Genomic DNA, 24771 nt, shown 5'->3' with positions numbered 1-24771 from the left:
ATGACAACAAAAAACTTGCTGGATGGCAATCCACCAATATCTGATGAGTTGTATACTTCTGTTAAAGAACAAGTCATAACTAAAGTTATGACATATCTTCGTGTTCCCATAGATCCAACAATCGCTGTGTCATTATACGCAAATAGCGTAGATGGTATGCAGAGGATAAAAAGCTCTCATACCAATAAAGATGGCACAGACAATAATAATCCTATGAATTACGGGAACACCTACGAAGAACAGGAAGTTACAGCATTTAACCATGCGGCTATAGAAAATAACTGCGATCTCCGTGCAGAAAGGACAGACAATCTTTCGAAAATGAAAGATCTTCCAAAACCACTACAAAAATATGCCAACCTGCACGATCAACATTCAGATATTATAATATACGACAACAATACTGGTGAGGTCGTTGCCAGGGTACAGCTCAAGCATACAAAAGACACGACTATCCTGACAAAGGAAGCCTACACTACATCAAGGGAAGCTCCTGAAATCATCCTTGTTCCGCCGGATACGGAGGCCAGACACGCTGTAAATCTTCGAAAGAGGATGACGCACGGTCACTCTAAAGACTCTAGAAACAGAGCCGAAGTCGCTTCGGAAAAATTGACGGGAGGTCTGGTAGACTCAAAGTATACAGAGAAGATAGATGATGACAATCCTGCTCTGAATGACACCTTTTCTCTGTATGGACAACTTCACAAGCTGTCTAAGGACTATCCATCACTATCTAAAAAGATACCATATGCTGGGCAAGCAGGGACACTGATAACAGATGCTGCATCCAATGTTACGAATTCCATGATTGCTGGTGCTGGTCCTATTATTTTAGGTGGTATCATCTACGAGCTGAAGGATGCCTTCGAGAATCAAAACACTCTTTCATGGATAGATCGTATTTGTAGATTTCTTAACGCTGTATTCTCATCAATAAAAAATACACTAAAAAACTCGCTTGTTAAAGAACTTATCAATGGAATACTTGGTTTTATTGCTGGAATATTCAAAAATGCTGCCAAACTGATCACAACATTTGCTACAGCAATACATCAGATATGCGGACATATATATGACTATGTGACTGGAAAAATAAAAAATTTTTCTGACCTTATTGCTGTAGTCCTGAAAGCTTTTGCCGTAGCTGGAATAACTACTTTTTGCGTTATTCTTGAGAAATTCGTAGCGACAAACTTTCCATGGATACCTGGGCTACTCGTAGCGATTCTATCAGCGGCCATAGGCGGAATAGCCATGGTTTTTGCAAGCAAGGCTATAGACGCTGTTGTGTATACATTTGTAAAAATGGTATCTAGGGTAGAGGCAGCGAAACTTAGGCGTGAACAGATTGAAAAATATATTAACGACACACTGCCTAAGCTACTTGAATCCTCAAATGAACTTGATGCTTACATAAAAGATTTTACAGCTAACCAGGAAAAGATATTACAATTTTCATATCCAGAGATAGCAAAGAATTTTTCTGATGACACATGCACAGCTAAGGAATTTGTAGAAAAACTGAATGATATACATAGCACACTAGGAATGCAAAGATTCCCTGATGACTATGTTGATAAAGTACATAATAAACTTTTAAGGGACTCAGATATAATCAATAACAGAATTAGAAAAATATAGCCCTTTTTTGTTATAAGGATATGCAGATTACTGTTAGCTAAATAAACTAAATAAAACAAAGGTACTCCAATTCGTGGGAAGCACTGATGCCAACCACAAAACAAAAGGAGTACCCATATGTCTTCGTCCAACACTGACGAGATCTTGGAGACTGTCATCACAGTCGTTCAGGTAGTTGTTGTCGTAGGTACAGCAATACTTTCTGTACTTGATAGCAAACCTGTGGACAAGAAGTAACAGTTAATCTGTACCAAGCTGGAAGAGGTAGCAGCGGTTCTACTTCTTCCAGCGATTTTTTAATGCCTCAAGCGCTTTTTTAGCTCCATGGTGCGTAACTGCCCCAGCGACACCACCAGCAAGAAGACTAACACCTGGGTGATCAACAATGGTCCTTCCCAGATTATGCAGCGGATTATCCGGTTCCGGCATACCTTCTCTGCGGCTTTTCCACTTGTTGTATGCGTAGTCCAGTGCCACAGCCGCAGGGGCAGCCAATCCAACAGTAGTTCCAAAACTGACGGCGGCTGTCTTGGCAGGCATCTTGAATGACTGGTTCACGAGGGTAGCCGGAAGCTCTTCTCCGGTATTATGAACAATACATCTGTTGCGATCTGTGTCTTCCATAAGTAACGACATCGCTGGTACTCCAAATAAACCACCAATACCGAGCTTCTGTGCGAGGTCTGGGGAGGCAATCAAACTTCCGATGGCTGCCATGGCAAGCAATCCGCCAAGCAATTTCTTGGGTATGTGTCCAGACCTTGCCTGATCCAGGTAATATGGGGTAGTGCGAACAGCATTGCCAGCCGCGTCTTGAATGCGCATCTGTGAAAAGGCTGACTCGGAAGCGACCTTTTGTACAACCGGTATGCGCTTGATGATCGCTATACGCTTTACGGTTATAGGTTTGATGATCTGTACCGTAAGCACTCGCCTCAAAGAATCCGGCTCATTACCAGCGAATACACCGCTGATGCATGGTGATATTCGTTCCGGATTATTTTCCAGGATGGAAAGTGCCTCCGGGAGTAATGACAGAGCCTTTCCAATCCCAATACCCATTCCCGGTAGTCCACTCATCCAATATGCGTCTGCCAGAGACAATGGTGAACCGCAATCGCCGAGCGCCTGTGCAAAACACAACGGAGTACACCCAATGCGGTCGAGGTCAGAGTAGGGCATCTCAGGGTAGTCAAAGTCGTCGAACCCACACTCGGCAATATCGCGCACAGGCTTGATATCAGGATCAATCAGAGAATCAACAATCTTGCCATCCACCTGTTTGATGATATCCGCGAGCTTGTGAACAGAAGCAGCCTTGCGCAGAAGATCCTCGGATTCCTCACCGAGCTCTGCTGATGACTTGACAAGCTGTGGCTGCACGTTTTGTGCTGGTTCATCTGAGGCAATCTTGTCCAATGCAAACGCTGTAGGGTCAGCCGGACGTGTCACAATGGAAATATCAAAGAACTTCGGATTCGGATTAAAGGCATACACCTGCTTGCCATCAGGAAGTATGCGCCGCATGTTGAACCTCAAGTGATCGCAGTATTCCGCTCTTGTCTTTGACTGATGCCCACAAATAGAACACACGTCATAAGCTACATTGCAGCCCATCGAGACAAACATTTGCTCGCCATTCTTGATACGCTCAACAATGGCACTTGCTCCGTTTGCGTTGCGATCAATTGCAAGTACAAGCTCAACCCTGTGCATCTCGTCATTGTACCAGGCATAGATTGGCTTGCCTATACTTTTGCGTGGATCCTTGTTCACGTGATGAACAAAGATATGTGCATTGGCAGCCCAATCAGGTATGGTCTTCTTCAGATCAGCCTCAGAGAACGCGTCACCATTGTTGTTACAGCCGTAGTACTCCATGGCTGACACACCAATGACCCATAGGTAGGCATACTTGTCGTTACGCTCAAGCTTATCCCAATATTCCTGAATTTCACTCGAAGCTGTCTTCACCAGAGTGCGGTCTAGGATACGGGCTCGTGGCTCACCCGTCGTAGAAAACTCAGTGCCAAGGTCGATTATCTTGTACATTTCCCAAGTCTACTTTTTGACGTTGCTTTTGCTGTATTTATTCGTAGCCAATTGTGTGCCTGCAGCACCACCAGCAAGAGTAAGAAGCGGGCCTAATCTAGGATCTCCAGCAAGTATACCAAGTGCTCCTCCAGCCGCAGCGCCTAGAGTTCCTCCGGCAATACCTCTACCAATATTGCGCACCATCAGATTGTCATCCTTATCCAAGTGATAACGCTTGCGTAACTTCTCTTTATCTTTATCAGTAAGGTTTGATGTTCTGATTGCACCAACAATTGCAGCTGTTACAGGGTCAATGTATGCCTTTTTAACAAGCTTATCGTAATTTGACTTGCTATACTTGTTAGTTGCCAAAATTTCGCCTGCAAGAGAGCCTACAAAACCACCACCTGATGCACCGAGTAATCTTCCGACAGGAGATTTAACCTTATTGATGCGCTCAAGCAACTTGTTAAATCCTACCCCTGCTGTAGTACCAACGGCACCTCCTATAAGAGCACCGGCTACACCACGGCCAGCATTACGCAATCCAAGATCTGCATCATCGGATAACCCATAATGCTTACGTAAATACTTCTTTTCTTTCGGCGATAGCTTAGCAGCTCGACTACCGCCGTAAGTCATTCTGTCAATGAGGAAGTTACCATCTGCTACTTTTGTGATCAGGCCCATATGAGCTCCTACCAATCTCTTGACCCCAGGTATCCGCCAAGAAGTGCAAGGCCAGCTGTTCCTGCACCAACACCAACGTGGGACTTCTTTATCTTAGAGAGGTAATCACCTAACAGTTTACGCCCCTCTTGTGGGGTAAACCTTGCTGGCCCAAGCGCTTTTGCCTTTGCGAGCATATCGTCTTTTGCCTGATTGACATATCTATCTGCAATAGCCTTGCTCAACCCATACCCAGCAAGTCCGCCTGCGGTGGCGCCAGCCAATCCAAGATATCCCCTACGCTCAGTGTTATCATCTACAGCGCTCTTAAGCATACCAAGGCCATTAAGATAATTCACAGACTCTTTTGCGTTTTCAGCTATTTTTTTCAATGACTTATGCATATAAATTGCCCTACCAAGGTTCTTGAGAATTGCCTCTTCCATGTTATTATTCCACTACACAAAACGAACAAGATCAGATAAACCAATACTGCTAGTGTGTGTCGCTGACACAGATTTTTCAGTGTCTGCCAGCATTTTTAATGTATTGATGTCAATCTTGCCGAACATTGCGAATTGCCTGAGAACTTCAGACACTGTGTGCTTATCGTTAGCCAGAGTCGGAGCATAATAGTTAATAGTAGCGTACCACTCCATCAGCTTTTTCTTGTCTATAGACTTAAGAGTTGGGTCATTAAGCGCTATATCTTCTATGATACGCTTTTTATTGGCGTTATTATTTATTTTATCAATTATTTGTTTGATTACTGCACCAGTAAGTACTATGCCGACACCTATCTTTGCTGCAGCCCCGCCTATTGACAGCATATCTTTGATATCACCGGCAGATTTTTCAATAGAGTAACGTTTTATCAAGCCAAATCGTTTCATATGTATATACCTAAAAATAACGTTGTGGTACGCTTTCTATAGAATCCTGTACCTTATTGATACTGTCACCTATCGACATCGCTGTTCCTATAGCACCCAGACCGCCAACAAAAGATCTGACAGGGTGATTTACGATTGTCTGTCCGGCTTTGTCAGCCAGCCACCCAGCAGCATTAAATGCACCGGTAGCTACGGGCTTTACAATTTTGTACATACCAGAACCGACAGCCTTGCCAGCCCTGCCAACAGATTTCAGTCCTTCTATTTGCCGATTGAGGAACTGCTGCTCACCCTCATCCAGAGCAATTTTGGCCAAGACAACGTTATCCATAATTAGCATGACACAGCCTTCTGAATAGCTTTCTTTGTCGTATCCACAAGCTGACCCAACTGATCAACCAGCTGTGACTGCTTAAGAAGTGCAGAAGTATCTTCGCAAACCTGCTTTACCTTATTCATGTAGTCTGACGTATCGTCAACCACAGCGCGCTCGGCAACCTTGGCGATATTCTGTTTCCCCAAGGCATTAGCCAGGTGAACCATAACCAGTTGCGCGGTGTTTCCATACAAGGATATTGCGTCTGACGCGAACTTGCCGAAATCGGGTGCTTCTCTCTTCTGCAATGACTTCACAAGCCAGTCCAGATTATCCTGAAGACGCACTTCCAGTGCCATCTTCTCAAGCTTTGCCGCTTCGTACTCTTTTTTAAGCTGGAATACCTCACTGGAAGACACAATATGCTGCTCGGCAACCTTCATTGTTCCAACTGTGGGAAGGGACCAGTCACCGTAGTTATATGATCTGGTAGTAGGCAAACTGGCGGTCTTTTCCACTGATGCCTCTTTATTTTCTGTATCACCGTGTGTGCGCTTGATAACGTTGGCTGAGCTCGCAAGAGCGAAGGAATCTTTCTTGTTATCTCCACGAAGATGACGCAAGGAGAGCTCAGTGTTCGTCTTTTCCACCAGACGCTTTATCTCCTCTGGAGTAAGCTTGCGCTTCTCGGAAGCTTCAACCAGGCAATCTTCGATACTCTTGCCCGAATTCTCATGCTCATCCACTACTGTAGAGGCAAACGACTTGAAATCTGTACTATTTGAGGGAAGGAGTATCATCAGACAATTTTCTCCGGTGTAAAATCTTTCGGTATTGATCCTGTGTCCTTGAGTACAGATACAAAATGTACATACGCTGTAGCGTTATCCTCGGAATCGCTTTTCAGGTCATCCATCGTCTCAAGGATCTTCAGTGCCAACTGGCAATGCTCTATTGCCCTCTTGTCAATATTTGTTCCCATACCGGTAAATTGGACAGAGGTAGCCTTGAATATGGCTCCGGCGAACACACGTTTCAGGATATTCAACGCCTCTGCTTGCGTAGGTACCAGATTGCAGTAAGAAAGAAGCAGTACCTGGTACCCCTGATTAAGCCCACGCAAAACGTAGTTGTCTACTGGAGGCACGTCCTTCCCTACCGTGTTTATGTAATAATTTTGAGCGAATACAAGCTTGTCTATGTCAGTGTGAAGAACACTGGTGTCAAAAAACAGTGCTTTGTATACATCTATAGACTTGGTAGGGAAGGATAGGGCATGCTCAAAGACATCATCGGGACACGATCCAATCAGAAGGCTCTCCAGCTTCTCTCTCCGCTTGAAGTCCTCATAAGTAGAAAACGCAATTTCGTACTCAAGCGGTACATCCTTGCCGGAGATCCAGGTAGCATACTGCTTTTCAGCATCCGTCTTTGGCTTGGTCCCGTTTCTTATGGCCAACGCCCTGTGATCAACTGATTTCTGACGTGTTCTCACAACTCTATGCCATATTGATGTATACTTTAAGCGCTCTTACCAAATCGCCAACAATTTTGAACACCCGTCGGCAATTCTGTGTCAGCTCATTAAGCTTGTCGGAGCGATAAATCTTCTCCAGCTCGGTTTTCTGGATATTGAACAGCAATATGATTCTACCGATACGGTCCATGACTGATAGAAAATCGGGAAGGTAGTCGACAAGCAATGCCCGAACATCTGGATCACCAGCAAAAGAAGCCAGAATGCCAACATCCACCATATCCGGATCTTGCATTCTGATAAACGGCTCCATCGCTCCGGGATTGAATGTCTGCACTGAAACCTGAGCATTGCCCTGCGGCAAAATTTGCTGAGGCTGCTGGGGTTGTGGTACCGGCATAGGAGTCTGCAAGCCGGGCTGTACAGGCTGCATAAGACCTGCGGCCAACTTGGTGATGACAAACGACTTTTCCCGTCCGAGGGTATCCGCTATCTGCCTGTCAGAGAGATTGTACTGGTCATGCAGCCAGACTGCCGCATCACCATCAGAGGCAAAAGAGGCTGTCTTCTGTACAGAGCTGTCCGTAATACTTGTTCCGCCCTGAGACCTGTTAATCTTCAGGACAACACCATGGTAGCGCAGGATATCAAACAACACCTGCATGGTAGGGATAATCCCACTTACAGCATTATCTTTGATGGGCGAAACCCTGAACAATGCTGTTTTGGGAAGGATTGTCTTCACTCCGTCAGCACACAGAGCACCATATGTGATTCCCGATACAATATCGAAAACCTCGTGGCTATTGTTGGAAAGACGGTAATCACCGTTCTCCAGTTCAACACACATGGTCGATTCCTTCTCAACCCATATGTTATCCAGATAACGCCAACCGCCGTGCTTCCTGGGCACTATTATGTCGACTCGCCCACAGCAATCATTCTTGAACTGCTTGTCGAGCTGCCCCTTTAATCCATCGATCTGCACAAATCCAAAATCAAGGAGCTCACCCTTGGAGGGATTATGCTCGTGAGCAAGCAGGATACTCTTAACCCTATCGGATCTGCTGCTGTCATCAGTGATCAGCGTAGCTCCAAAAGGAAATTCTGATGTAGTCTTTGCCAAAACGACCGCAGGAGTATATTCAAAATGCCCACCAGTAAACCTGACGACATCACCGCAGACAACGCCTGTGCTGGTCTGAAGCTTGTCGTAATTGAACTCGGAAATCCAGTTCTCAAGCTCAGCACCGAAATTGTCGGGGTCAATAACCAGCTTTGTCTCGTCTTTCGCACCCTTGATGAGCCAGCCACGAGAGAGAAGGGTGGTTCGCTCTTCATCGGTCAGCTTCTCTGCTGCTTCCTTGGTGACAGTGGCAGTGGTAAGAGCAATCGGTTCTGTAGACTCTTCCTCAACAACAGCCTTTTTGGATAGCCTCTCTGAAAACACGTCGATAGGGTAAAATGCAGCTATCTTGGCCAATTCCTGTGGATGCTCATTGAAGTAGCCGACGAGCTTGTCCTTGGCTGAATCAGGAAGCTCGGAAATATCAATACGATTTGAGGCAAGAACGACATTTGATGACGCCGGGGGACGAACAAGGTTGCGGAACATCTTGCGCGTGTCCTCAACACGAACGTCCTTAGTCATCACCTCACCCATGGATCCATTGTTTTTGTTTACTATATCCTTGATATAGTTATCATTTAACGGAACAAAGCGATCCTCTGAGCGCAAATACACCATCTCGCAAGAGGTAATGGAGCCAGCTGTCATAACAACTGGTATAAATACAAGGTCACTTCCACAGGATATAGCGAAAGTCCCAAAGGCATCACCATTGTCAACATCTGTATCAATGACCTTGAATGTCACTACATAGGACAGAATTGCTGATGCCTTTGCTCGTAATGCGTTAAACGCTTGATCTTGAAAACTTTTTCGGAAAAGACTCTCTGTATCCATGCCAGGTTGCGCATCCTGGGCATTTTGCATCCAAGCGCTTACTGTAGGGGAGATGGGCATTTTGTACTTCTCTTTTTTGAAAAGGGCCTTAATGCGCTCAGGCGCATTAAGGCCCTTTGGAAACTAAGGTATGGCAAACAATTACTTGTTTCTATCCTTATACATCTTGTAACCGATACCGCCGAGGCCAGCCAAACCAAGAGCACCAGCACCAATACCGTACTTCAGCTTATTGCGTGAAAGATGGTCGAGAACAGTCTTGAGCTTGTTCTTGGCCTTACGCTTCATAATCTCACTCTTCTGCGCCTTGGTCGCACCAACCTGCTCTGACCTGCGCTGATTCTTTTTGCTGATGGCAGGAACATTCTGCGGCCTGCTTTCTGCAAACTTTTCCAGAAAATAACTCATTATATCCCTCTTATGTGTAGCTACTATGCGTACCTAACTGTTGTGTTATAAATTGGGCCAGCATCTGCTGTTATGCCCAGTGGTTTTCTGGCTGCTGGCAGGGCTCTTACGGCAGTGGTATTTCCAGCAGGATTGGCGATTCTTCCACTCAAACTTTTTAAGTATCTGCCAGCACGTCCAGCCAGCACCCCGGCCCTGCGCAGCCCAGCTCCTGCATAGCCAAGTCCTTTGGAAGCGATATTACGCATTGTTGGACTAGTAATAAGTCCCTTTATACCACCAATCAGCCCAAAGGCATTTTTTTCCATAGGCTTAGCTGCGTTTCTTCTGAGCAATTCAGCAATATACGCTTCTTCACGCTTACGCCTGTTGTACCTGCGTACAAAGCCTGTAGTACCAGCAATTGCGCCTATACCGGCAGTAGCAATAAGCGGGTATTTGTATTTCCTGGCTTTCTCACCAATTGTTTGTACTAAAGACATATGCGTGACTTCTCAAAATTTACCCAAGCAGCTCAGAGAGATACTCATCAGCGAGAGCATCACACTCATCGCCGTCAATCTCTTCTGCAAGCTTTGCCATGTACAGGTATCCCATGCTGGGAGCAATCTCATCAATAAACTGCTCCTCAGCTGTCTTATCCATAGAGCCACCAAGAACAGCATCAGTAACAGACGCAATGTCCTCAACGGTATATGAATCATCGAGATTCTCAGCAACCTTTTCGACCAGACCACTAAACTCATCGCTGGCCATCTTTTCCATGTAACCATGGTCAACAAAAGCTGACAGGACACCAGCAACTTCGGCTTCCTTCAGCATTGCCACTTTATCCATCATAATACTAGTATCTCCGATAGGTGTATTTACTTGCGATACGGGCAGAGGTTTTCTGCATCAGCTGTTCCCCGTATTGCTCCATTGTTGGTGTTGTGAGTCTTACTATTGGCATATGCTTGGCGGCAAAACTGCTTGCTGCCATAGATGCAGGTATTCCTGCGACAAAACTGCCAATAGCTGTAACAGCACTCTTTCCCTTGAACTTTGGCAGCCTATCCATTAAACGCGTGAAGCCTTTATTCGCTGCCCAGAAACCAGCATTTTCTGCTGTAACTTCACCTATTGATCGTCCATTAGCCAGCTCACTTCCGGCGAAGTAAGCCGTCAAACCGGGACCGAGAAGCAAACTGCCCGGCTTTAAGTTTCTCTTTTCCAGCCACTGAGATGCTGCGTTGTACTTGTCTGCAATCGGACGTGGCATGTACTTGCCGAGCCGGTTTTTTATTCTGCCGAAAAATCCCGGTTTATTATCTTCTGCCACTTTCCTGATCAGCATACCATTCCCGCAGACAACCCATGTTATAATTCAGCTTCAGGGCTGCCGCCTCTGCGCCTAGCGCAAAATCCAGCAAATCCTTGTTAGTCGTGCCCGTCAGTTTGGGAACCGGTACCTCTTGCATCAGCACTGCCGGTGGCATTGTAGATACCGGCTTCTTCGAGCACCCGGAGGTAAGAAGCAGGCAACTCAGCAGCATCCCACTCAGGACTGCTATTCGCAGCAAGCGCCTCATGTATTGCTGTCCTCCGCTCGCAAAAACGCTGTGACTCGTTGTACCACTCGGTTATCAGCCCGTTGTAGGCATGCATAGAATCCTGCAACTGGCTGTTTATGTCCCGCAGATCGGAAATCTCGCCATGCAGGTAGAATATCCATCCGAAGGCGATTCCAAAGACTATTGACGGGAGTATTTGTTTGATTTTCTCAAGCATAACGTAAAAGCCTGTCAATAGAATATTGGGAAGCGACGGTTAGAGTGTTTATAGGTTGGAGGGAAAAAATTTTAACCGGAAATATTTTGCCTGTTAGAGTATGGTAAAATGCAAAATATTTCCGGTTATGGCAGGATGTTACTTCTTGGTAATATACACAACCGGTGGATAAACAGACAGATATAATGGATTAGAACTCATCCGCGTCCCTGTATCTATACGCACATTAAAGTAGTATTCACCCATGTCAAACTGCTTTGTAACATCTCTACTGTCCGCGTCAAACTGAAGCGAAACTGTAGGATATATAATTGCTGTTGGTTCTGGTAGAATACTGATGTTTATAAACAGATAGGAAAGGTTCCAACCGCCGCTGTCTTTTTGTATTTGAAGCTATATAGAACTTGTACCTAGAGTGTACTCCTTATCCAGTGTATCAATAATCGGAGTACTTGGTATGGATACTGTAGTTCCTGTGTAGCTCTGATAGGTAAGCCAAAGACGTGTTTTAGAAACTACAAATGCTGGGTCTAGCACATCTACTTGAGGGGGGGGGGTGCAATAACTCTTTAATAACATTGTCATAACTGCTTATCTCTCATATTCCCAGCCGTAGCCCTTATAGGACCTCCTCAGCCCGTTAGCCACGGCCCAGATGTTTGGTTTCAGTCCGCTGACAGCCCTGGCCGCGTCGGATAAACTGCGGAACTTTTTCAGACGCTTTCCTTCGGGGGAGAGCTGGTACACGCCACGAGATGGGATGGCGTCACGGATACGGGAACGGGTTTCTTCGGACACTTCGTGGCCCATAAGCGTTTTGGCAATGCGTTTCTTAATGTCATCGGACGGCGCGTTGCTAAAACCACCGGCACGCATGTTGATGCCCCTGTTCCTGTCCTGCAGATGGTAGCGCTTAATCAGCCGCTGCTCCATTTCCAAAGCGGCAGGACCATCCAGGCCATCCTTCAATATCTTGTGCTTCAGGTTGTCCCACCCACGCTTCTTGATGAGACCGTAAAACTCTTTGTTCTTTATGTAGCCCAAGCCTTTCTGCCAGCGTCGTTCCGGGTTTTGCGACGTTATGCCTATGTACTTAAGGCCGGTCTCAGGGTCGGTGTGGGAGTAGACTGTATATTGTTTAGAATTTTGTAGTGGCATTACTTCTCTGGGAATATGTACTTTACTACTGCTGCCAGCAGGCCAATTATACCTACACTTGTACCCGCAATCAGTGCTACAAGAACTCGATAATCCAAATGGAATAAGTGCCAGTTAAACGCTTCCATAAGAAGTACAGCAACAAGGAACCCAGCCCATGCTACAGCAAACCAGAAAATCCTCTCGGAAAAGAGTTCCCTGAGCATTCTACGCTGCTTACTTTCTTCTATAAATTCATTGACTAACTCCTCGTTTTTATCAAACTGCTTTCGTTCTGTATCCTTGAACCAATAGGTCAGTCCTCCTAGAGATTTGTTTATCATTTCTGCACCATTGGTTGAAAGAATTCTTCTATAAGTTTATCTGATATATATGTATTTTCTTTTCCGTAGTTACTTTGTTGTTGCCATACATATGTCCAAGGAAACGTTTCTACGGAAATCATATGATCATATAAATCTTGATACGTCTCACTTCCGTACTTAGACCATACTGATCTTATAACGCTACCGGCATCATCACCTTTACTATCAACATAAAGAACGACTTTTTTAATGTTATCATCACGGTCTATGACACTTGTTGCATACACGCTGGTAATAGGACCATCACCAAATTTACGAAAACGCGAGTGAACAGAGCGTATAATTGGTCCCTTACTCTCAGCAACGAAGTTTTCATCAACCAATGGTTCATTATTGGTAGCGAGATACCAACCATGCGCGACAAGCATCAATATTTGCAATTTCCACCTGTCTACTGGGTTCCCGTGGTCAATTCCCAGCTGTACGAATGTGTTGGCTACGCCGATAGCTATTTCCATAGTTCGCTCCTTCGGCGTATCTAACCAATTCCACATTTCAGCGCGACCTCCCACCTTATTCCTTCACGTAATCTTTCACATTCAGCTGCACCAGCACAGGCGTAACAACCGTACCGTCATCCTCGGTTTCATCGTCTACGATTCCCTGAGACGCCTTCCACTCGATTGTCTCTTCCTCAGTATCCGGATACTGGTGGAAGACAGCGATGTCGTCGCTGCGAGTGGTATCAGACACGAACACAGTAACGCTCCCGAACACAATCGTCCTGTCGGGAAAAGCGACGGTAATAGGCACCCGGTATCCGCCGACAGGAATGCCCTTGAAATTTATCTTCAGAACGCCCTTGTCCATCTGGGACAGGTCGAAGGCTTCGGGCTCCAGCTTGTACTTATCAGCGATAGCCGAAACGCCAATGGCTGCCGAACAGTCCAACGGAGTGTGATTGAGCATTAACTGAAGCTCGATAAAGTGGTCGACATCCGTGTATGCCTTCAACACGTGAGTGAATCCAATTTGTGGTTCGATGTGATAAAATTCCATGTTAGTCCTGACTGTATGGCATGCAATTCCTGAAATTCGGACAATTTTAGGTATTTTAATGGTATTTTACTTGGTTTTGAGATAGATTCAGATATTTTTCGGGGTTTGCATACTGTAGTCCATACATTTGGAGGGTTTGTCCATACAAAGGTCTGCGGACTGGTCGGATTTGTTAATGATTACAGTATGTTGAAACTAGAGGGCTTTGCTTTTGAAAAGCATGAGTCTGCCAGGTGGCCAAAGGAAAAGGCATGCCCTGCAGGAGTTGAGCTCGGCTTTTCCCCGTATCCTTGCCGTGCTTGTCCTTCTTTTGGGGGTGTCGCAAGGGCCCACGATTGCGGCACCCCTTGCCCCCGAGTCCCCTGCGCCACATCCGGCAAGGGCCGGGCAGTCCGACCCCGGAACCGTGGTGCTCGGGGAGGGAAGTCTCTCGCAGGGAAGGCCTTCAGACGCAATGCAGGGGGCTCCCCCGCAAGGGGGCAATCAGGCTGAAAAACAGGCAGAGAGGGAGCGCCTTTTCGAGGAGAGCCTTGAGGCACTTCTTCCCGTGGCCCCAAAGGATGTGGAACGCTTTCTCGAGGCCAGGGACGCCCTTGAGGGGGCAACAGAGCCTGGGCCTGCCAGCATGCGCAACCGCACCCGTGTCCTTGAGGCGGGGGTCAGGAATGAGCCCACCCTTGTGCGCCTCACAAGGGGCTATTCCTCCACCTTGCTCTTTCAGGACGTAACCGGCGCACCCTGGCCTGTGCTCTCTGTCATTCTGGGGGATCCGGGAGCCTTTGCCCTGACCCAACCGAAGGTGGGGCAGGTGCCAGTGACAGGAAACGCCGCATCGAAGGAGCGTAGGGCGGTTGAGAACGTTCACTCCCACATCGTGAACATAGTACCCCTGACCAATCACGCATCCTCCAACCTTGTCCTCACCCTGGAGGGTGCCGACTACCCCATTGTGCTGCACCTTGTGACCGAGAGCGTACGCTCGAAGGGGCGCACAAGCGATGCTTTGACGGTTTTTCGCATTGGCAGAAGCGGCCCCAACGCCCGTACTCTGCCACTCGGGCCAGAGGAGAGCGGGGTGAGCGACGAGCTTCTTGCCTTTGTGCACGGCATAGCCCCTGCAGGGGCAAAGAGGCTTGGGCTTGAGCCAGCGGACGGCGGCATAGAGGTGTGGGAGTACAAGGGCATGCTCTATGTGCGCTCAATCTTTCAGGCTGTGTGGCCTGCCTGGACTGCCAGTGCTGCCATGGAAGGCCATATCCTCTATGTCATGCCAAGGACTCTCTCCCTTGTGTTCTCGAGGGAGGGGAAGAGAAAAAGCCATCTTGTTAAGGGCCTTGCCTACGGGGCAGACCAATAGTCTGGCAAGGGCCTTGCAAAAGGGCAGCAAGACAGGAAACGGCATTGGGCCGACAAAATACAACAGGCAACGTGCGGGAGGTGTTGCACGCAAGTGACCGAAAGATATGCAGGAAGGACACTGCAGGCCCAAAACATGCGGGACACAAATACGGGTGCAGGGGCTACAGATACCCCTGACGACAAGGCGGAGCCCCTGGTCCTCCAGGCAGGCTATGAGCGGCGTGGGCTTTGGCTCAGGCTTCTGCCCTGGCTTGTCCTCATAGGCATGGTGGGCTTTGTGGCGCTTTCCTTGAAAAGCTGTTCTGCCAGTGAAGAGGGTGAGGTGCGCGTAGGCGCCATGGCCCCGGAGGCTGCGCGAACGAACAGGGTCGAGACACAGACCTCGCAGGAGTACAGAAAAAACCTGGCACGCTACAGCGAGGACAAGGCAAGAGAGGCCCTTGAAAAGGGCGAAAGCTTCGTGGCGCCAGCTGCGGACGTGCGCAAAAACCCGGTGCCAGTGCCTGTCCCCGCACCGGAGCCGAGGGAGAAGCCAAAGCCCTCGGATGAGCCACAGGCGGCTAGGGATCAACCACAACCACGCCCACAACCGCAACAAACACTACGGCCCCAGCGTGTCTCACGCGAGACCAACGCTCGTTCAGCAAGGCATGAGCAAGACAGGACAGCCCCCATGCGTGCCTACCTTGCGGGCATCAAGACCCGCGAGCCCCAGGTACAGCTTGCCCTTGTCCTGAACGAGCCTGCCCCGAAAAGGGTGGCAAAGGTTGAGGAAGAGGGAAGCCCAAGCGGCCTTCCCGGCCTCAAGGTTGGCGACATCCTGCAATGCGTGAACAGGGTGACACTGGACAGTGACGCACCAGGACCTGCCATGGTGGAGGTGGTGAGTGGTCCCTACAGGGGTGCCAGGGTGGTCGGATCCTTCCAGAGACTGAACGAGCATCTGGTTTTGCGGTTCAGCGAACTGGCCGCCCAGGACGGGAGCGTACACGACATAGCCGGCTTTGCCATTGACCCTGCGACGGACAGGACTGCAGTGCGCACGGACGTGGACAACCATGTGCTTGAGCGCTGGGGCGGGCTTGTGGCCGCAAGCTTTCTCGAAGGCTTCGGCGAGGCAGTGGAGAGGTCCGGAACCTCGGCACACACCACCATCTATGGCTCAGGCTGGTCCGTTCCCGACTACAGCCTTGGCGAGGAGATGTGGATAGCCGCAGGCAAGGCAGGCGAGAGGGCTGCCAACGCGCTCGACCGCGGCTTTGGCAGGGCTCCTACCGTCACCCTCGAATCCGGAACAGCCATGGGCGTTTTGCTCCTGCGCCTGCCAAGAACAGGAAGCAGGACAGTAACGCCAGGGGTTGTTCGAAAGGTCACAGAAACTGGTGCAGGCATTGCCGGGGAAATAGCCGAGGAACAGGCAAGGGCCAGGGGAAGCCATGGACAAAATGCATCCGCCCAAAACCCTCCTGCAGGCACCCTCGTGAGAACGTTCAGTGGTGGTGCCAGGGCTTTCCCCCTGCAAAGGTAGCTGCAAGGGGAAATGCAAGGAGAAGGTTTGCCCCTGGAACTTTCACCAAAACGTCAGGCTCAAGCATCTGGCGGCTACAAGGCCGCTATCAGGCCATTTTGAGGCTGACACGCTACAACAAGGAGCATTCATGCATACCACAAACACTCGAACCCAAGCCGGAATGAGGCAAGCATTGCCTCATTCGGATGCGATATACGGAGGAATCAATGCAGGGAGCATTGAAACATCTTTGGCAGACGCTTTTTTCGGGACGGAACAGGGGGCAGGATGCGCCAGAACACCCCTCAGACCCTGCCGCATGCGAAACGCCGAGTCCGGATCCGACTGGAACGCAGGTACAGACGCAGAATACGAAGGAGGTTCCGGCACAGGATCTGGTAGTGGTGCAAGAGCCATCGCCCCTTGGAGCGCAGGGGCAGGCGACGCAATCCTGCACGCCCTGCCAGAGCAGGGCAGCGGGGAAGAAGAACAGCTACAGCATGTCCTTTCAGGGCGGGCTTCCGAAGAAGCTGCGCAAGAGACTGCGCAGGAAGGCAAGGAAGCTGGGCGTAGTAGCAGGCGGAAGACAGGGCGAGGAACTGAACCCGAGCCTGGGACAGTAGCTGAGCAAAAGTCGCTCTTCTACGTGGACAAGGATGCGCTTAAGGCCACTACCATGAGGCCAAAGCATGCCCCCAAGGCGACAAAGACAGCGTCTGCGTCGAAGGCAGCCTCGAAGGCGGCTTGCAAAACAGCCGCCAAGACAGGTGCAAAGCCTGCCACAAAGCCCCTGGCAGGGACGGGCGCAACTGCCAATCCTTCCGTACAGGCCATGGGCCAGGCAGGCGGACAATCAGCCGGCCAAGCCCCGAACGCTTTGCCTGCACCAAGGGTCTTCCCGAGGAGAGCACCCAGGCCTCTGGTTCCGGCCAGGAGGGCTGCCCTGGAGAGCAGGGCTGCAAGCGTTCCCGACAGCGTTCTCGAAGAACTGCAGGACGACGTCAGGGAAGAGGATTTGTCTGACAGAGTGGAAAATGCTCAGGAAGACATGTATGTGGAGGAAGTCCCGGAGTTTACGGACTTCAGGGACAGGGAGGCTCCACCCATCCCCCGCCCGGTGACTGGTGTTGGCGAGGATGGCAGTCTCTACGCCATCCCCGATGCTGCCTCCCACTTCCAGGAACTCGCCAGGAACAACCCTAAGCCTGAGCCCGTGAGCAGCGACAACGGCCCGCACGGCTTTGACGACGGGAGGGACGCTCTGGGAACGGCCAGCTATGGCACGGCAGGGGAGATTGCCGTGCGACAGATAGCAAGTTTGAGGGCACAGTTTGCCCCCACTGCGGAGGAGCGGCTCTTCGGTGCCCAGAGAGCCGAAGAACAGGTCCCTGAAGAGCAAAGGGACGAAGCCCAAAGCCCCAAGTCCGACGCTTCCCAGGACAAGGCCGAAGCTTGGCAGGCAGACGCTCGGGCAAGGGCGAGTGCTGTCACGTCCAATGTCTCGTCCGAGGCTGGCGACGAACCCGGTTCTGCCAACGAGCCTGGCGGAAGTGGCGGGAATGGCAGGGACAGGTCCCGCATCCTGTTCCTTGGGCTTGTGGCCCTGTTCCTGGCCCTTGCGGCAGGATACTTCTGGAGCACACTTTCTGGGCCAGAGACAAGCCTACAGCCAGCAAGGCAGGCAACCAGGGCCAGCGAGAAGGACACCCAGAGGGAGCTTGCCATCCTGGAAAGCCTTGGCCTTGAGGCGCAGGAGGAGGCCGGCGTGCCAGCCACCCCGGCAGATACCCCGCAAGACAGGCCGGAAGAGAAGGCTGCAGACGGAGCAAAGAGCCTGGAAGCAGCCGACCTTGCTCCCGCGTCTGCTTCCGCTCCTGACACGGATGCCACGATACGGCAGGTTCCAGAACAGGAAAAGGCTGCGGTGCCGGCTCCGTCAGACCAGTCAGACCCGGCAGACCCGGCAGACCCGGCAGGGGACGCTACGCTCAATGCACTGCGTGCCCTGGCAATGGAGCTTGATACTGTGCGCACCTCGCTGTCCACCCTGGACAGTGTATTGGGTGCCATGGACGAGAGGACAGTCCGGGTGCTCGAGGGCCTGAACACCCTGCAGTCTGCTGTACAGAGCCTGCAAAAGGACCTTGAAAGAGCCCTTCTGGCGAAGGAAGCCAGAAAGGCAAGGCAGGCACGCTCCGCAAGGGCCGAGAAGTCTGCGAAAGCTTCCAGGTCGACTTCGGAAAGGACTGTCTCAAGGGCCGTGAAACAGGCCAGCAGGGGCCCTGCGGACTGGCGCGTGCAGGGCCTGCACGAGGACTTTGCCATCCTGCGTGACGCATCTGGCAGAGACTGGAAGGTGCGGGCAGGTTCCACAATAGAAGATCTCGCAATCGTCGACATCGACTACGCAAAGGGCAGGGTTGCGACCTCGAAGGGCGATCTCTTCTGGCGCCGCTAACCTGCCATCTGTACCCCCAAACAAACTCGGGAGGCCATCTTGGAGAGCGACTTTCTTGAGGCATGCACAAACATCGCCCAGAGCCTTCAGCCCTTCTACCCCCTTGTGCGGGCAACGAGTGTCCTTGCAGGCTTTGCCATTATGGGACTTGCGCTCGCTTCTTTGAGGCGGACAGGCGAGTACAGGCACAGGGCAGCCCTGCCGCAGCTTGCGGCCTTCCTCACAGGCGCTCTCCTTGCCTCCTTTACCAGTGTCGTGGACGCACTCACCATGTCGGTCTTTGCCGAATCGGCACCCTCCGACATGGTCTCGGTGTCGGTTGGAAGCGTTGGCGGGCTTGAGCCCATGATACGCCTGGCAGTCACCATAGTCATGCTGGTTGGCGCCTATCAGGTGGTCAAGGGACTGGTGCTTTTGAAGGAGGCGGCCCTTGGGGCCCGCACCTTCTGGCCAGCCACAACCCACATACTTGGCGGCGTCCTCTGTCTCAACATCAAGACCTTCATGCTGACCCTGGGCTCCACGGTGGGCGGAACGCTTGAGTCCACTGTGCGCGCCCTGCTGGGAAGCTGACATACAAGGGAGAACCTCATGTTCAAAACCATACCCAAATCCGTGTTCGCGAGGGCGGCTCTTCTTGTTGCCTTCGTGGCTACCCTTTGCGCCCAAACCGCCCATGCAGCCTCGAGCTTTGGCGACATGGCGGACAACGTGAAAAACGAGCTCACCCGCTTCGGGCCCCTGTTGCAGGCAGGCTTTGCGCTTGGAGGCTTTGCCCTCGTTGGCCTTGGCCTCTGGCAGCTGTGGTCCCGCTCCCAGCAGCCAGGCGCTCCCAAGGGCGGGGCCATCATTGCCATCATCATAGGCTGCTGCCTTCTGGGTCTCGCAACCATCACCCAGATGGGTGCCGGTACCCTTGGCACTGGCACGCCGGAACTCAGCGAAATAGGGCTCTAAAGGAGGGCATGTGGCGGATATTCTGACAATGGCAGGCGTCCTTGCCAGGGGCAACTTCGCAAACGACGTCATGGACATACGATATGTCGGAAGAAGTGACGTCATAAAGGGCGCAGGCACTGGCAGCGGGTTTGATCGTACGCGCTCAGCCCTCTCCATCCTGCACGCCTCCTCCTGGACCTGCGAGGCCTGCGGCGTGCGCTCCCAGCCAGACAACGGGGACGTGTATGGCGGCATGGAGGTGCACCACAGGGACCACGATCCCGAAAACACCGACCCCGACAACCTCGTCTGCCTTTGTCCCTTCTGCCACGGCCTCATGCATACGGACGTCATGCTGGCCCGGGGGCTTTTCCCGGGCCATATCGTCTGGGCACCCCATATCGAACAGCGCTTCTTCACCCTCACTGCGCACCTGCGGGCAGTGGCGGAAGTGCGCTGCGCAACTCTTTCGGCCAGGGCAGGCATGCCGGATGCGCCTGAGGGGATGGATGCATTGGACGCGCAGGACAGGCTTGCCTTGAACGTGAGGGAGCGTCTCGCCCGCATTGACAGGGCCCTGCATGGCCTTGGCATCCCGGAAGGGCTTTTCCAGCTTGATGGCGTCGATATGGGCCTTCTTGTCTCGGAGGATCAGCAGGGCTTTGGGCGCCTTCTGGGAGAGTTTGCACGCAAGCGATCCGTATATGATCGGGCACGGCTTGCAAGGCGTTTGCACGGCCTTCGCTACGCCTTTGACTACCGCTCTCACCCGTCTGCCGTGGCCTATTCCAAAACCTACGCCTTCGGGAGCGACACCAGGGACTGGGCTGTCATCTGGGTGCGGGAGAGGGAGCTGGTACAGGGAAGAACGTAAAAAGCTGACAGGCCGGATGGGAGGAAAACATGTTCTTTGGAAACAAGAGGAACGATCAGGACAAAAAGCGTAGCCAGAGAGTCGGTGGGGTCGACAGGGCCAACGAAGACGACGTGTATGTAGGGGCTTATGGCACCTTCGAGGGGATCTTGTCGTTGCGAAGGCAGCTTAGGCAGACGCAAAAGGGGGCGCTCTGTCTTTCCCTCGCAAACCTTGTCCTTCTTTGCGCCCTTTTGTGCTGCGTTTTGCTTCGTCCGGAGCCCGTGTACTTCGGAATGTCCAGGGACATGAAGCTCTTGCCCATGACCCCGCTCTCCGAGCCCATATTGAATGAGGCTGCGCTCAAGAACTGGGTCTCCGAGGCAGTCACCCTGTCCTTCAACCTGGACTACCTGAACTGGAAAAGGCAGCTCAACGAGGCTCGCGCCCACTTTACCCGCAAGGCCTTTGTGGGCTTTGCCCTCTCCCTTGACCGCGAGGGGCATTTGCCGCTTTTGCGGCAGCAACGCGCCCTCATGCACGCTGTCATACAGGGAACGCCGGTGCTCACACGTTCCGGTGTCGTGCAGGGCACCCTCGTGTGGGAGTTCGAGTTGCCTCTGCTTGTGAGCTACGAGACCTCGGCTGGCCGCATTTCCAACAATGCCGTGACCGTAGTGGCCCAGGTGCAGCGGGTGCCTGCCACGGACTTTCCCATGGGCGTTGCCATCTCAAGCCTTGTGACCACAAGGCGCCAGAGTATACAGTAGGAGGACACATGTCCCTTGAAGGATTTTTTGCCTCGCTCGACCGCTGTATTTTGGCCGTGCGGGACTTTTTCGGCATAACACCCACCTCGCTCTGCCCCCTGCATACCTGTGATGAGCTGGGTGATGAACAGGGTGGCGCGCAGGGCGGAGGAAAGGCTGGTGACGGCTTTGGCATACTGGTTGCCGACAACGCTGCCATGGTCACCCTGGTTGAACTTGAAGGCAGCTTACGCCTGGTGGGCCCCGAGGAGTACGAGGCCGTGTGCGAGGGATTAGCCCAGACACTTGCAACCCCGCTCTCCCGCGAGGGCCATGCCCTGCAAATGGTCTTTTCCTGTGACCCGCAAGAGGGCAGGGAGAGGGTACAAAAGGCCCTTGCACCCCACAGGGCAAGCGCCAAAAACCTGGATCTTGCGCTTTTGAAGGTGCTCGACGACTGGGAAGGGACCCTTGGGCGCTATTGCGCATCCGAGCAAGCCTTCCTTGCCCTTTGGACCAAACCCTCCATCCTGACCAGGGCGGAACTAAAAAAAGCCCTTAGGGAAAACCTGGATGAGCCTGCTCCGTTTGTGCGAACGCGCGAGGCCCAGACAGGCAGGGTCGTTGTGGGACGCATGCGTGATGTGCACAAGGCCTTTGTGCGCAATGTGTGCGAGAGGCTTACCAGTGCAGGCCTTCGTCTTGTGCCCCTTGATGCCCATGCCGCTGTCTCGGCCATACGAAGGTGCAATGTGCCGGAGCTTACGGGGAAATGCTGGCGGCCCCTCCTTCCTGGCGATAGGCTGCCTGTGCGCGAGAAGGAGAGGGGAAGCGCCGAGCACGACCTCACCCACGTTCTCTACCCTACCATAGCACGGCAGATCTGGCCCTGCGGGGCAAGGGTTGTTGCCGGCAGGTACGTGGAGGTTTGCGACAGGCTCTATGCGCCCTTGGCGCTTACCCTGCCGCCCCAGACCATCCTGCCCTTTGCAAGCCTCTTTCGCTCACTTCTGGCAGAAAAACTTCCCTGGAGAGCATCCTTCCTGCTTTCCGGGGATGGCATGCGTGGGACAGCACTCAAATCCGCGGCAGCCTCGATCTTGAGTTTCGCCTCCCCCACAAACAGGATGCTGCAGCGAAGCTATCGCGCACTTGGGGAACTTGCCCTGCAGGGCGGCTGCGCCGTGGGCTTTCAGCTTTGCCTTGCCACCTGGGTGCGCGTGTATGATCATGCGGACCTTGCCAGTGCCAGGGCTGCCCTTGCAAGGCAGGCTGCACGCCTTGCCTCTGCCGTACAGGCCTGGGGTGCCTGCGACACTTCCTTTCTTTGTGGTGACCCTCTGGCACTCTATTGCGCGACACTCCCAGCCTGTGCACCCAATCAGCCTTCCCCAAGGGCCATAGCACCCCTTGACGAGGCAGTGCGCCTTATGCCGCTCTTTCGACCAACCTCGCCCTGGGAGGGGAAGGGGTGCGATGTCCCCTTGCGCACACCGGACGGCAAGCTCATGCCCATGGGGCTTTTCCACTCCCTGCAGGCCAGCTGGAACGAGATCTGCTTTGCCGGCATGGGATCCGGCAAGTCCTTCTTCCTCAACACCCTGAACTTCTTCTTTGTGCTGCGCCCAGGGCAAACAAGGCTTCCCTGGCTCACTGTCATCGACATCGGCCCCTCCTGTGCAGGTGTCATAGAGCTTGTTCGCCAAAGCCTTCCTAAGGAAAAGCGCCATCTGGCAGTCTTTGCGAGGCTTCGCAACGTGCGTGAGGCTGCCATAAACCCCTTTGACACACCCCTTGGCTGCGAAAGGCCCCTGCCGGCCCACGCAAGCTTTCTCATAAACCTTCTGGCCCTCTTGTGCACGCCGTTGAGCGAGACAGCCCCTGCGGACGGCATCATGGATCTCTTGCGCGAGGCATTGGACGCAGTCTATCGCCGCATGGGACCCACAGGGCCAGGACCAAGGCGCTTCGATCCCTACCCTGAGCCAACCGTTACAGCCTGGATGCGGGAGCAAGGGGTACGCTTTGATCGCACAACCACCTGGTGGGAGATAGTGCGCGAGCTTTTCGAGGAAGGCGAGATCCCACTTGCCATACGCGCCCAGCGCCACGCTGTGCCCCAGCTCACGGACTTTCTGGCAGAGCTCAACGATCCTTTGATTCGCGACCGCTTTGCCAGTCTCAGGCTTCCCGGATCCGCGGAGAGCGTGCCCGAGGCCTGCGTACGGCACCTGACCACGGCCTTGCGCGAGTATCCAATATTGGCTTCTCCCACCCGCTTCGGCCTTGGCGAGGCACAGATTGTGGGCCTGGATCTTTCGGAGGTGACGCCCAGGGGAGGTCCTGCGGCAGAGCGCCAGTCCGGCATCATGTACATGCTTGCACGCCACGTGGGGGCAGGGCACTTTTTCACCACCACGGCAGACATCGACCGCATACCTTTGCGGTATCGCTCCTGGCACAGGCCAAGGCTCGAGGCCCTTGCAGCTGACCCAAAGAGGCTTTGCTACGACGAGTTCCACAGGGCAAGCTGCCAGGACATGCTGAACCCCCTCTCGCGTCAGATCCTTGCGGACTTGACCACTGCCAGCCGCGAGGCACGAAAGCAGAATCTGTCCATCTGCCTCTACTCGCAGCAGCTTGGGGACTTTCCGCAAGTCCTGGTTGAGCTTGCCACAAGCATCTACGTGCTAGGCTCTGGCACTGCCAGGGAGACGGACGAGATAGCACGACGCTTTGGCCTCAACGAGGCCGCACGCTACGCCTTGCGCAACATCACGCGCCCCACAAGTGCTGGTGCCGATCTGGTTGCACTCTTTCGCACATCGCTTGGGACCTCCATACAGCACCTCACCTGCACTGCCGGAAGCTTTGCCAAATGGGCCTTTACCACCACGGCAGAGGACATGCGGGTGCGCAATCGCCTCTACGGAACCCTTGGGGTCTCCAGGGCCCTTGAGTGCCTTGCGCGCTACTATCCGGGCGGCAGCATAAAGGAGGAAGCCGAGCGCAGGCGTCTTGCCATGGAGAATACGGGGCTCGTGCCCGAGGACGTGGTGGAGCACATCGCAAGGGATTTGGAGGAAAGGGCCAGGGAGGATGCAAGGAGAAACAGACAAGAATAGCGTTTTTGCAAAGTACGTGCAGCAGAAATCATGTTTCCAGTCCACACCTGTGTGGACTAAAATGCGAAGGACAGGAAAC

26 protein-coding genes are annotated in these 24771 nt (G+C 52.2%); 9 read left to right on the top strand and 17 right to left on the bottom strand.

Annotated features, from left to right (window positions below):
• On the top strand, window positions 1–1644 hold the full coding sequence (locus tag B5F76_RS05700; protein WP_087352205.1) for a hypothetical protein: 1644 nt from the start codon (window positions 1–3) through the stop codon (window positions 1642–1644).
• Window positions 1645–1920: 276 nt separating this feature from the next.
• Here B5F76_RS05700 and B5F76_RS05695 read toward each other — a convergent pair whose 3' ends face one another.
• The 17 genes from B5F76_RS05695 to B5F76_RS05615 form a co-directional block, all read right to left on the bottom strand.
• Entirely contained in the window at window positions 1921–3696 is a 1776-nt protein-coding gene (locus B5F76_RS05695; protein WP_087352203.1) for a hypothetical protein, read from the bottom strand.
• 9 nt (window positions 3697–3705) lie between these two features.
• A complete protein-coding gene (locus tag B5F76_RS05690; protein ID WP_087352201.1) occupies window positions 3706–4368 on the bottom strand; it encodes a hypothetical protein in 663 nt (220 codons plus the stop codon).
• Between the two features lie 8 nt (window positions 4369–4376).
• Entirely contained in the window at window positions 4377–4793 is a 417-nt protein-coding gene (locus tag B5F76_RS05685; RefSeq protein WP_087352198.1) for a hypothetical protein, read from the bottom strand.
• 12 nt (window positions 4794–4805) lie between these two features.
• Window positions 4806–5240 carry a hypothetical protein gene (locus B5F76_RS05680; RefSeq protein WP_087352196.1) on the bottom strand — a complete coding sequence of 145 codons (435 nt, stop codon included), beginning with the start codon at window positions 5238–5240 and terminating at the stop codon, window positions 4806–4808.
• 10 nt (window positions 5241–5250) lie between these two features.
• A complete protein-coding gene (locus tag B5F76_RS05675) occupies window positions 5251–5571 on the bottom strand; it encodes a hypothetical protein (protein ID WP_162608706.1) in 321 nt (106 codons plus the stop codon).
• A gap of 2 nt (window positions 5572–5573) precedes the next feature.
• Window positions 5574–6356, bottom strand: coding sequence for a hypothetical protein (locus tag B5F76_RS05670; RefSeq protein ID WP_087352192.1), 783 nt, complete (start codon window positions 6354–6356; stop codon window positions 5574–5576).
• Window positions 6356–7051, bottom strand: coding sequence for a hypothetical protein (locus B5F76_RS05665; RefSeq protein WP_087352190.1), 696 nt, complete (start codon window positions 7049–7051; stop codon window positions 6356–6358). Before B5F76_RS05665 ends, B5F76_RS05670 begins: the two co-directional genes overlap by 1 nt.
• Before the next feature lie 4 nt (window positions 7052–7055).
• Window positions 7056–8999 carry a hypothetical protein gene (locus tag B5F76_RS05660; protein WP_144268394.1) on the bottom strand — a complete coding sequence of 648 codons (1944 nt, stop codon included), beginning with the start codon at window positions 8997–8999 and terminating at the stop codon, window positions 7056–7058.
• A 141-nt stretch (window positions 9000–9140) separates the two neighbouring features.
• Window positions 9141–9407, bottom strand: coding sequence for a hypothetical protein (locus B5F76_RS05655; RefSeq protein WP_087352186.1), 267 nt, complete (start codon window positions 9405–9407; stop codon window positions 9141–9143).
• A 23-nt stretch (window positions 9408–9430) separates the two neighbouring features.
• Window positions 9431–9889, bottom strand: coding sequence for a hypothetical protein (locus B5F76_RS05650; protein WP_087352184.1), 459 nt, complete (start codon window positions 9887–9889; stop codon window positions 9431–9433).
• 19 nt (window positions 9890–9908) lie between these two features.
• Window positions 9909–10247 carry a hypothetical protein gene (locus B5F76_RS05645; protein WP_087352182.1) on the bottom strand — a complete coding sequence of 113 codons (339 nt, stop codon included), beginning with the start codon at window positions 10245–10247 and terminating at the stop codon, window positions 9909–9911.
• A 4-nt stretch (window positions 10248–10251) separates the two neighbouring features.
• Window positions 10252–10743: a hypothetical protein gene (locus B5F76_RS05640; protein WP_087352180.1), complete on the bottom strand. Its 492-nt coding sequence runs from the start codon at window positions 10741–10743 to the stop codon at window positions 10252–10254.
• Between the two features lie 83 nt (window positions 10744–10826).
• A complete protein-coding gene (locus B5F76_RS05635) occupies window positions 10827–11177 on the bottom strand; it encodes a hypothetical protein (protein WP_087352178.1) in 351 nt (116 codons plus the stop codon).
• 591 nt (window positions 11178–11768) lie between these two features.
• Complete coding sequence (locus B5F76_RS05630; RefSeq protein ID WP_087352176.1) at window positions 11769–12335, bottom strand: GIY-YIG nuclease family protein; 567 nt, start codon at window positions 12333–12335, stop codon at window positions 11769–11771.
• Window positions 12335–12658, bottom strand: a complete 324-nt coding sequence (locus B5F76_RS05625; RefSeq protein ID WP_087352175.1) for a hypothetical protein — start codon at window positions 12656–12658, stop codon at window positions 12335–12337. Before B5F76_RS05625 ends, B5F76_RS05630 begins: the two co-directional genes overlap by 1 nt.
• Window positions 12655–13158, bottom strand: a complete 504-nt coding sequence (locus B5F76_RS05620; RefSeq protein WP_162608705.1) for a Panacea domain-containing protein — start codon at window positions 13156–13158, stop codon at window positions 12655–12657. Before B5F76_RS05620 ends, B5F76_RS05625 begins: the two co-directional genes overlap by 4 nt.
• Window positions 13159–13213: 55 nt before the next feature.
• Window positions 13214–13699 (bottom strand): hypothetical protein, encoded by a 486-nt coding sequence (locus B5F76_RS05615; protein WP_087352171.1) that lies wholly within the window; start codon window positions 13697–13699, stop codon window positions 13214–13216.
• Between the two features lie 220 nt (window positions 13700–13919).
• Between B5F76_RS05615 and B5F76_RS05610 the strand changes: the two genes are divergently transcribed.
• The 8 genes from B5F76_RS05610 to B5F76_RS05570 all read left to right on the top strand — a co-directional run bounded on the left by B5F76_RS05610 (window position 13920) and on the right by B5F76_RS05570 (window position 24692).
• Entirely contained in the window at window positions 13920–15056 is a 1137-nt protein-coding gene (locus B5F76_RS05610; protein ID WP_087352170.1) for a DotH/IcmK family type IV secretion protein, read from the top strand.
• 93 nt (window positions 15057–15149) lie between these two features.
• Window positions 15150–16586: a DotG/IcmE/VirB10 family protein gene (locus B5F76_RS05605; protein WP_087352167.1), complete on the top strand. Its 1437-nt coding sequence runs from the start codon at window positions 15150–15152 to the stop codon at window positions 16584–16586.
• A 301-nt stretch (window positions 16587–16887) separates the two neighbouring features.
• Entirely contained in the window at window positions 16888–19026 is a 2139-nt protein-coding gene (locus B5F76_RS05595; protein ID WP_162608704.1) for a hypothetical protein, read from the top strand.
• Between the two features lie 39 nt (window positions 19027–19065).
• On the top strand, window positions 19066–19599 hold the full coding sequence (locus B5F76_RS05590; RefSeq protein WP_087352160.1) for a hypothetical protein: 534 nt from the start codon (window positions 19066–19068) through the stop codon (window positions 19597–19599).
• 18 nt (window positions 19600–19617) lie between these two features.
• Window positions 19618–19983 carry a DUF6750 family protein gene (locus B5F76_RS05585; RefSeq protein ID WP_087352158.1) on the top strand — a complete coding sequence of 122 codons (366 nt, stop codon included), beginning with the start codon at window positions 19618–19620 and terminating at the stop codon, window positions 19981–19983.
• 10 nt (window positions 19984–19993) lie between these two features.
• The gene (locus B5F76_RS05580) at window positions 19994–20839 is read left to right on the top strand and encodes an HNH endonuclease signature motif containing protein (RefSeq protein ID WP_087352155.1); all 846 of its coding nucleotides are present in this window, start codon (window positions 19994–19996) and stop codon (window positions 20837–20839) included.
• Window positions 20840–20868: 29 nt separating this feature from the next.
• Entirely contained in the window at window positions 20869–21588 is a 720-nt protein-coding gene (locus tag B5F76_RS05575) for a DotI/IcmL/TraM family protein (RefSeq protein WP_087352153.1), read from the top strand.
• Window positions 21589–21596: 8 nt separating this feature from the next.
• Entirely contained in the window at window positions 21597–24692 is a 3096-nt protein-coding gene (locus B5F76_RS05570; RefSeq protein WP_087352150.1) for a hypothetical protein, read from the top strand.
• The last annotated feature ends 79 nt before the right edge of the window (window positions 24693–24771 follow it).

Source organism: Desulfovibrio sp. An276, from assembly GCF_002159665.1.
GTDB lineage: Bacteria > Desulfobacterota > Desulfovibrionia > Desulfovibrionales > Desulfovibrionaceae > Desulfovibrio > Desulfovibrio faecigallinarum.
This window is presented reverse-complemented; position numbering and strand designations above follow the sequence as displayed.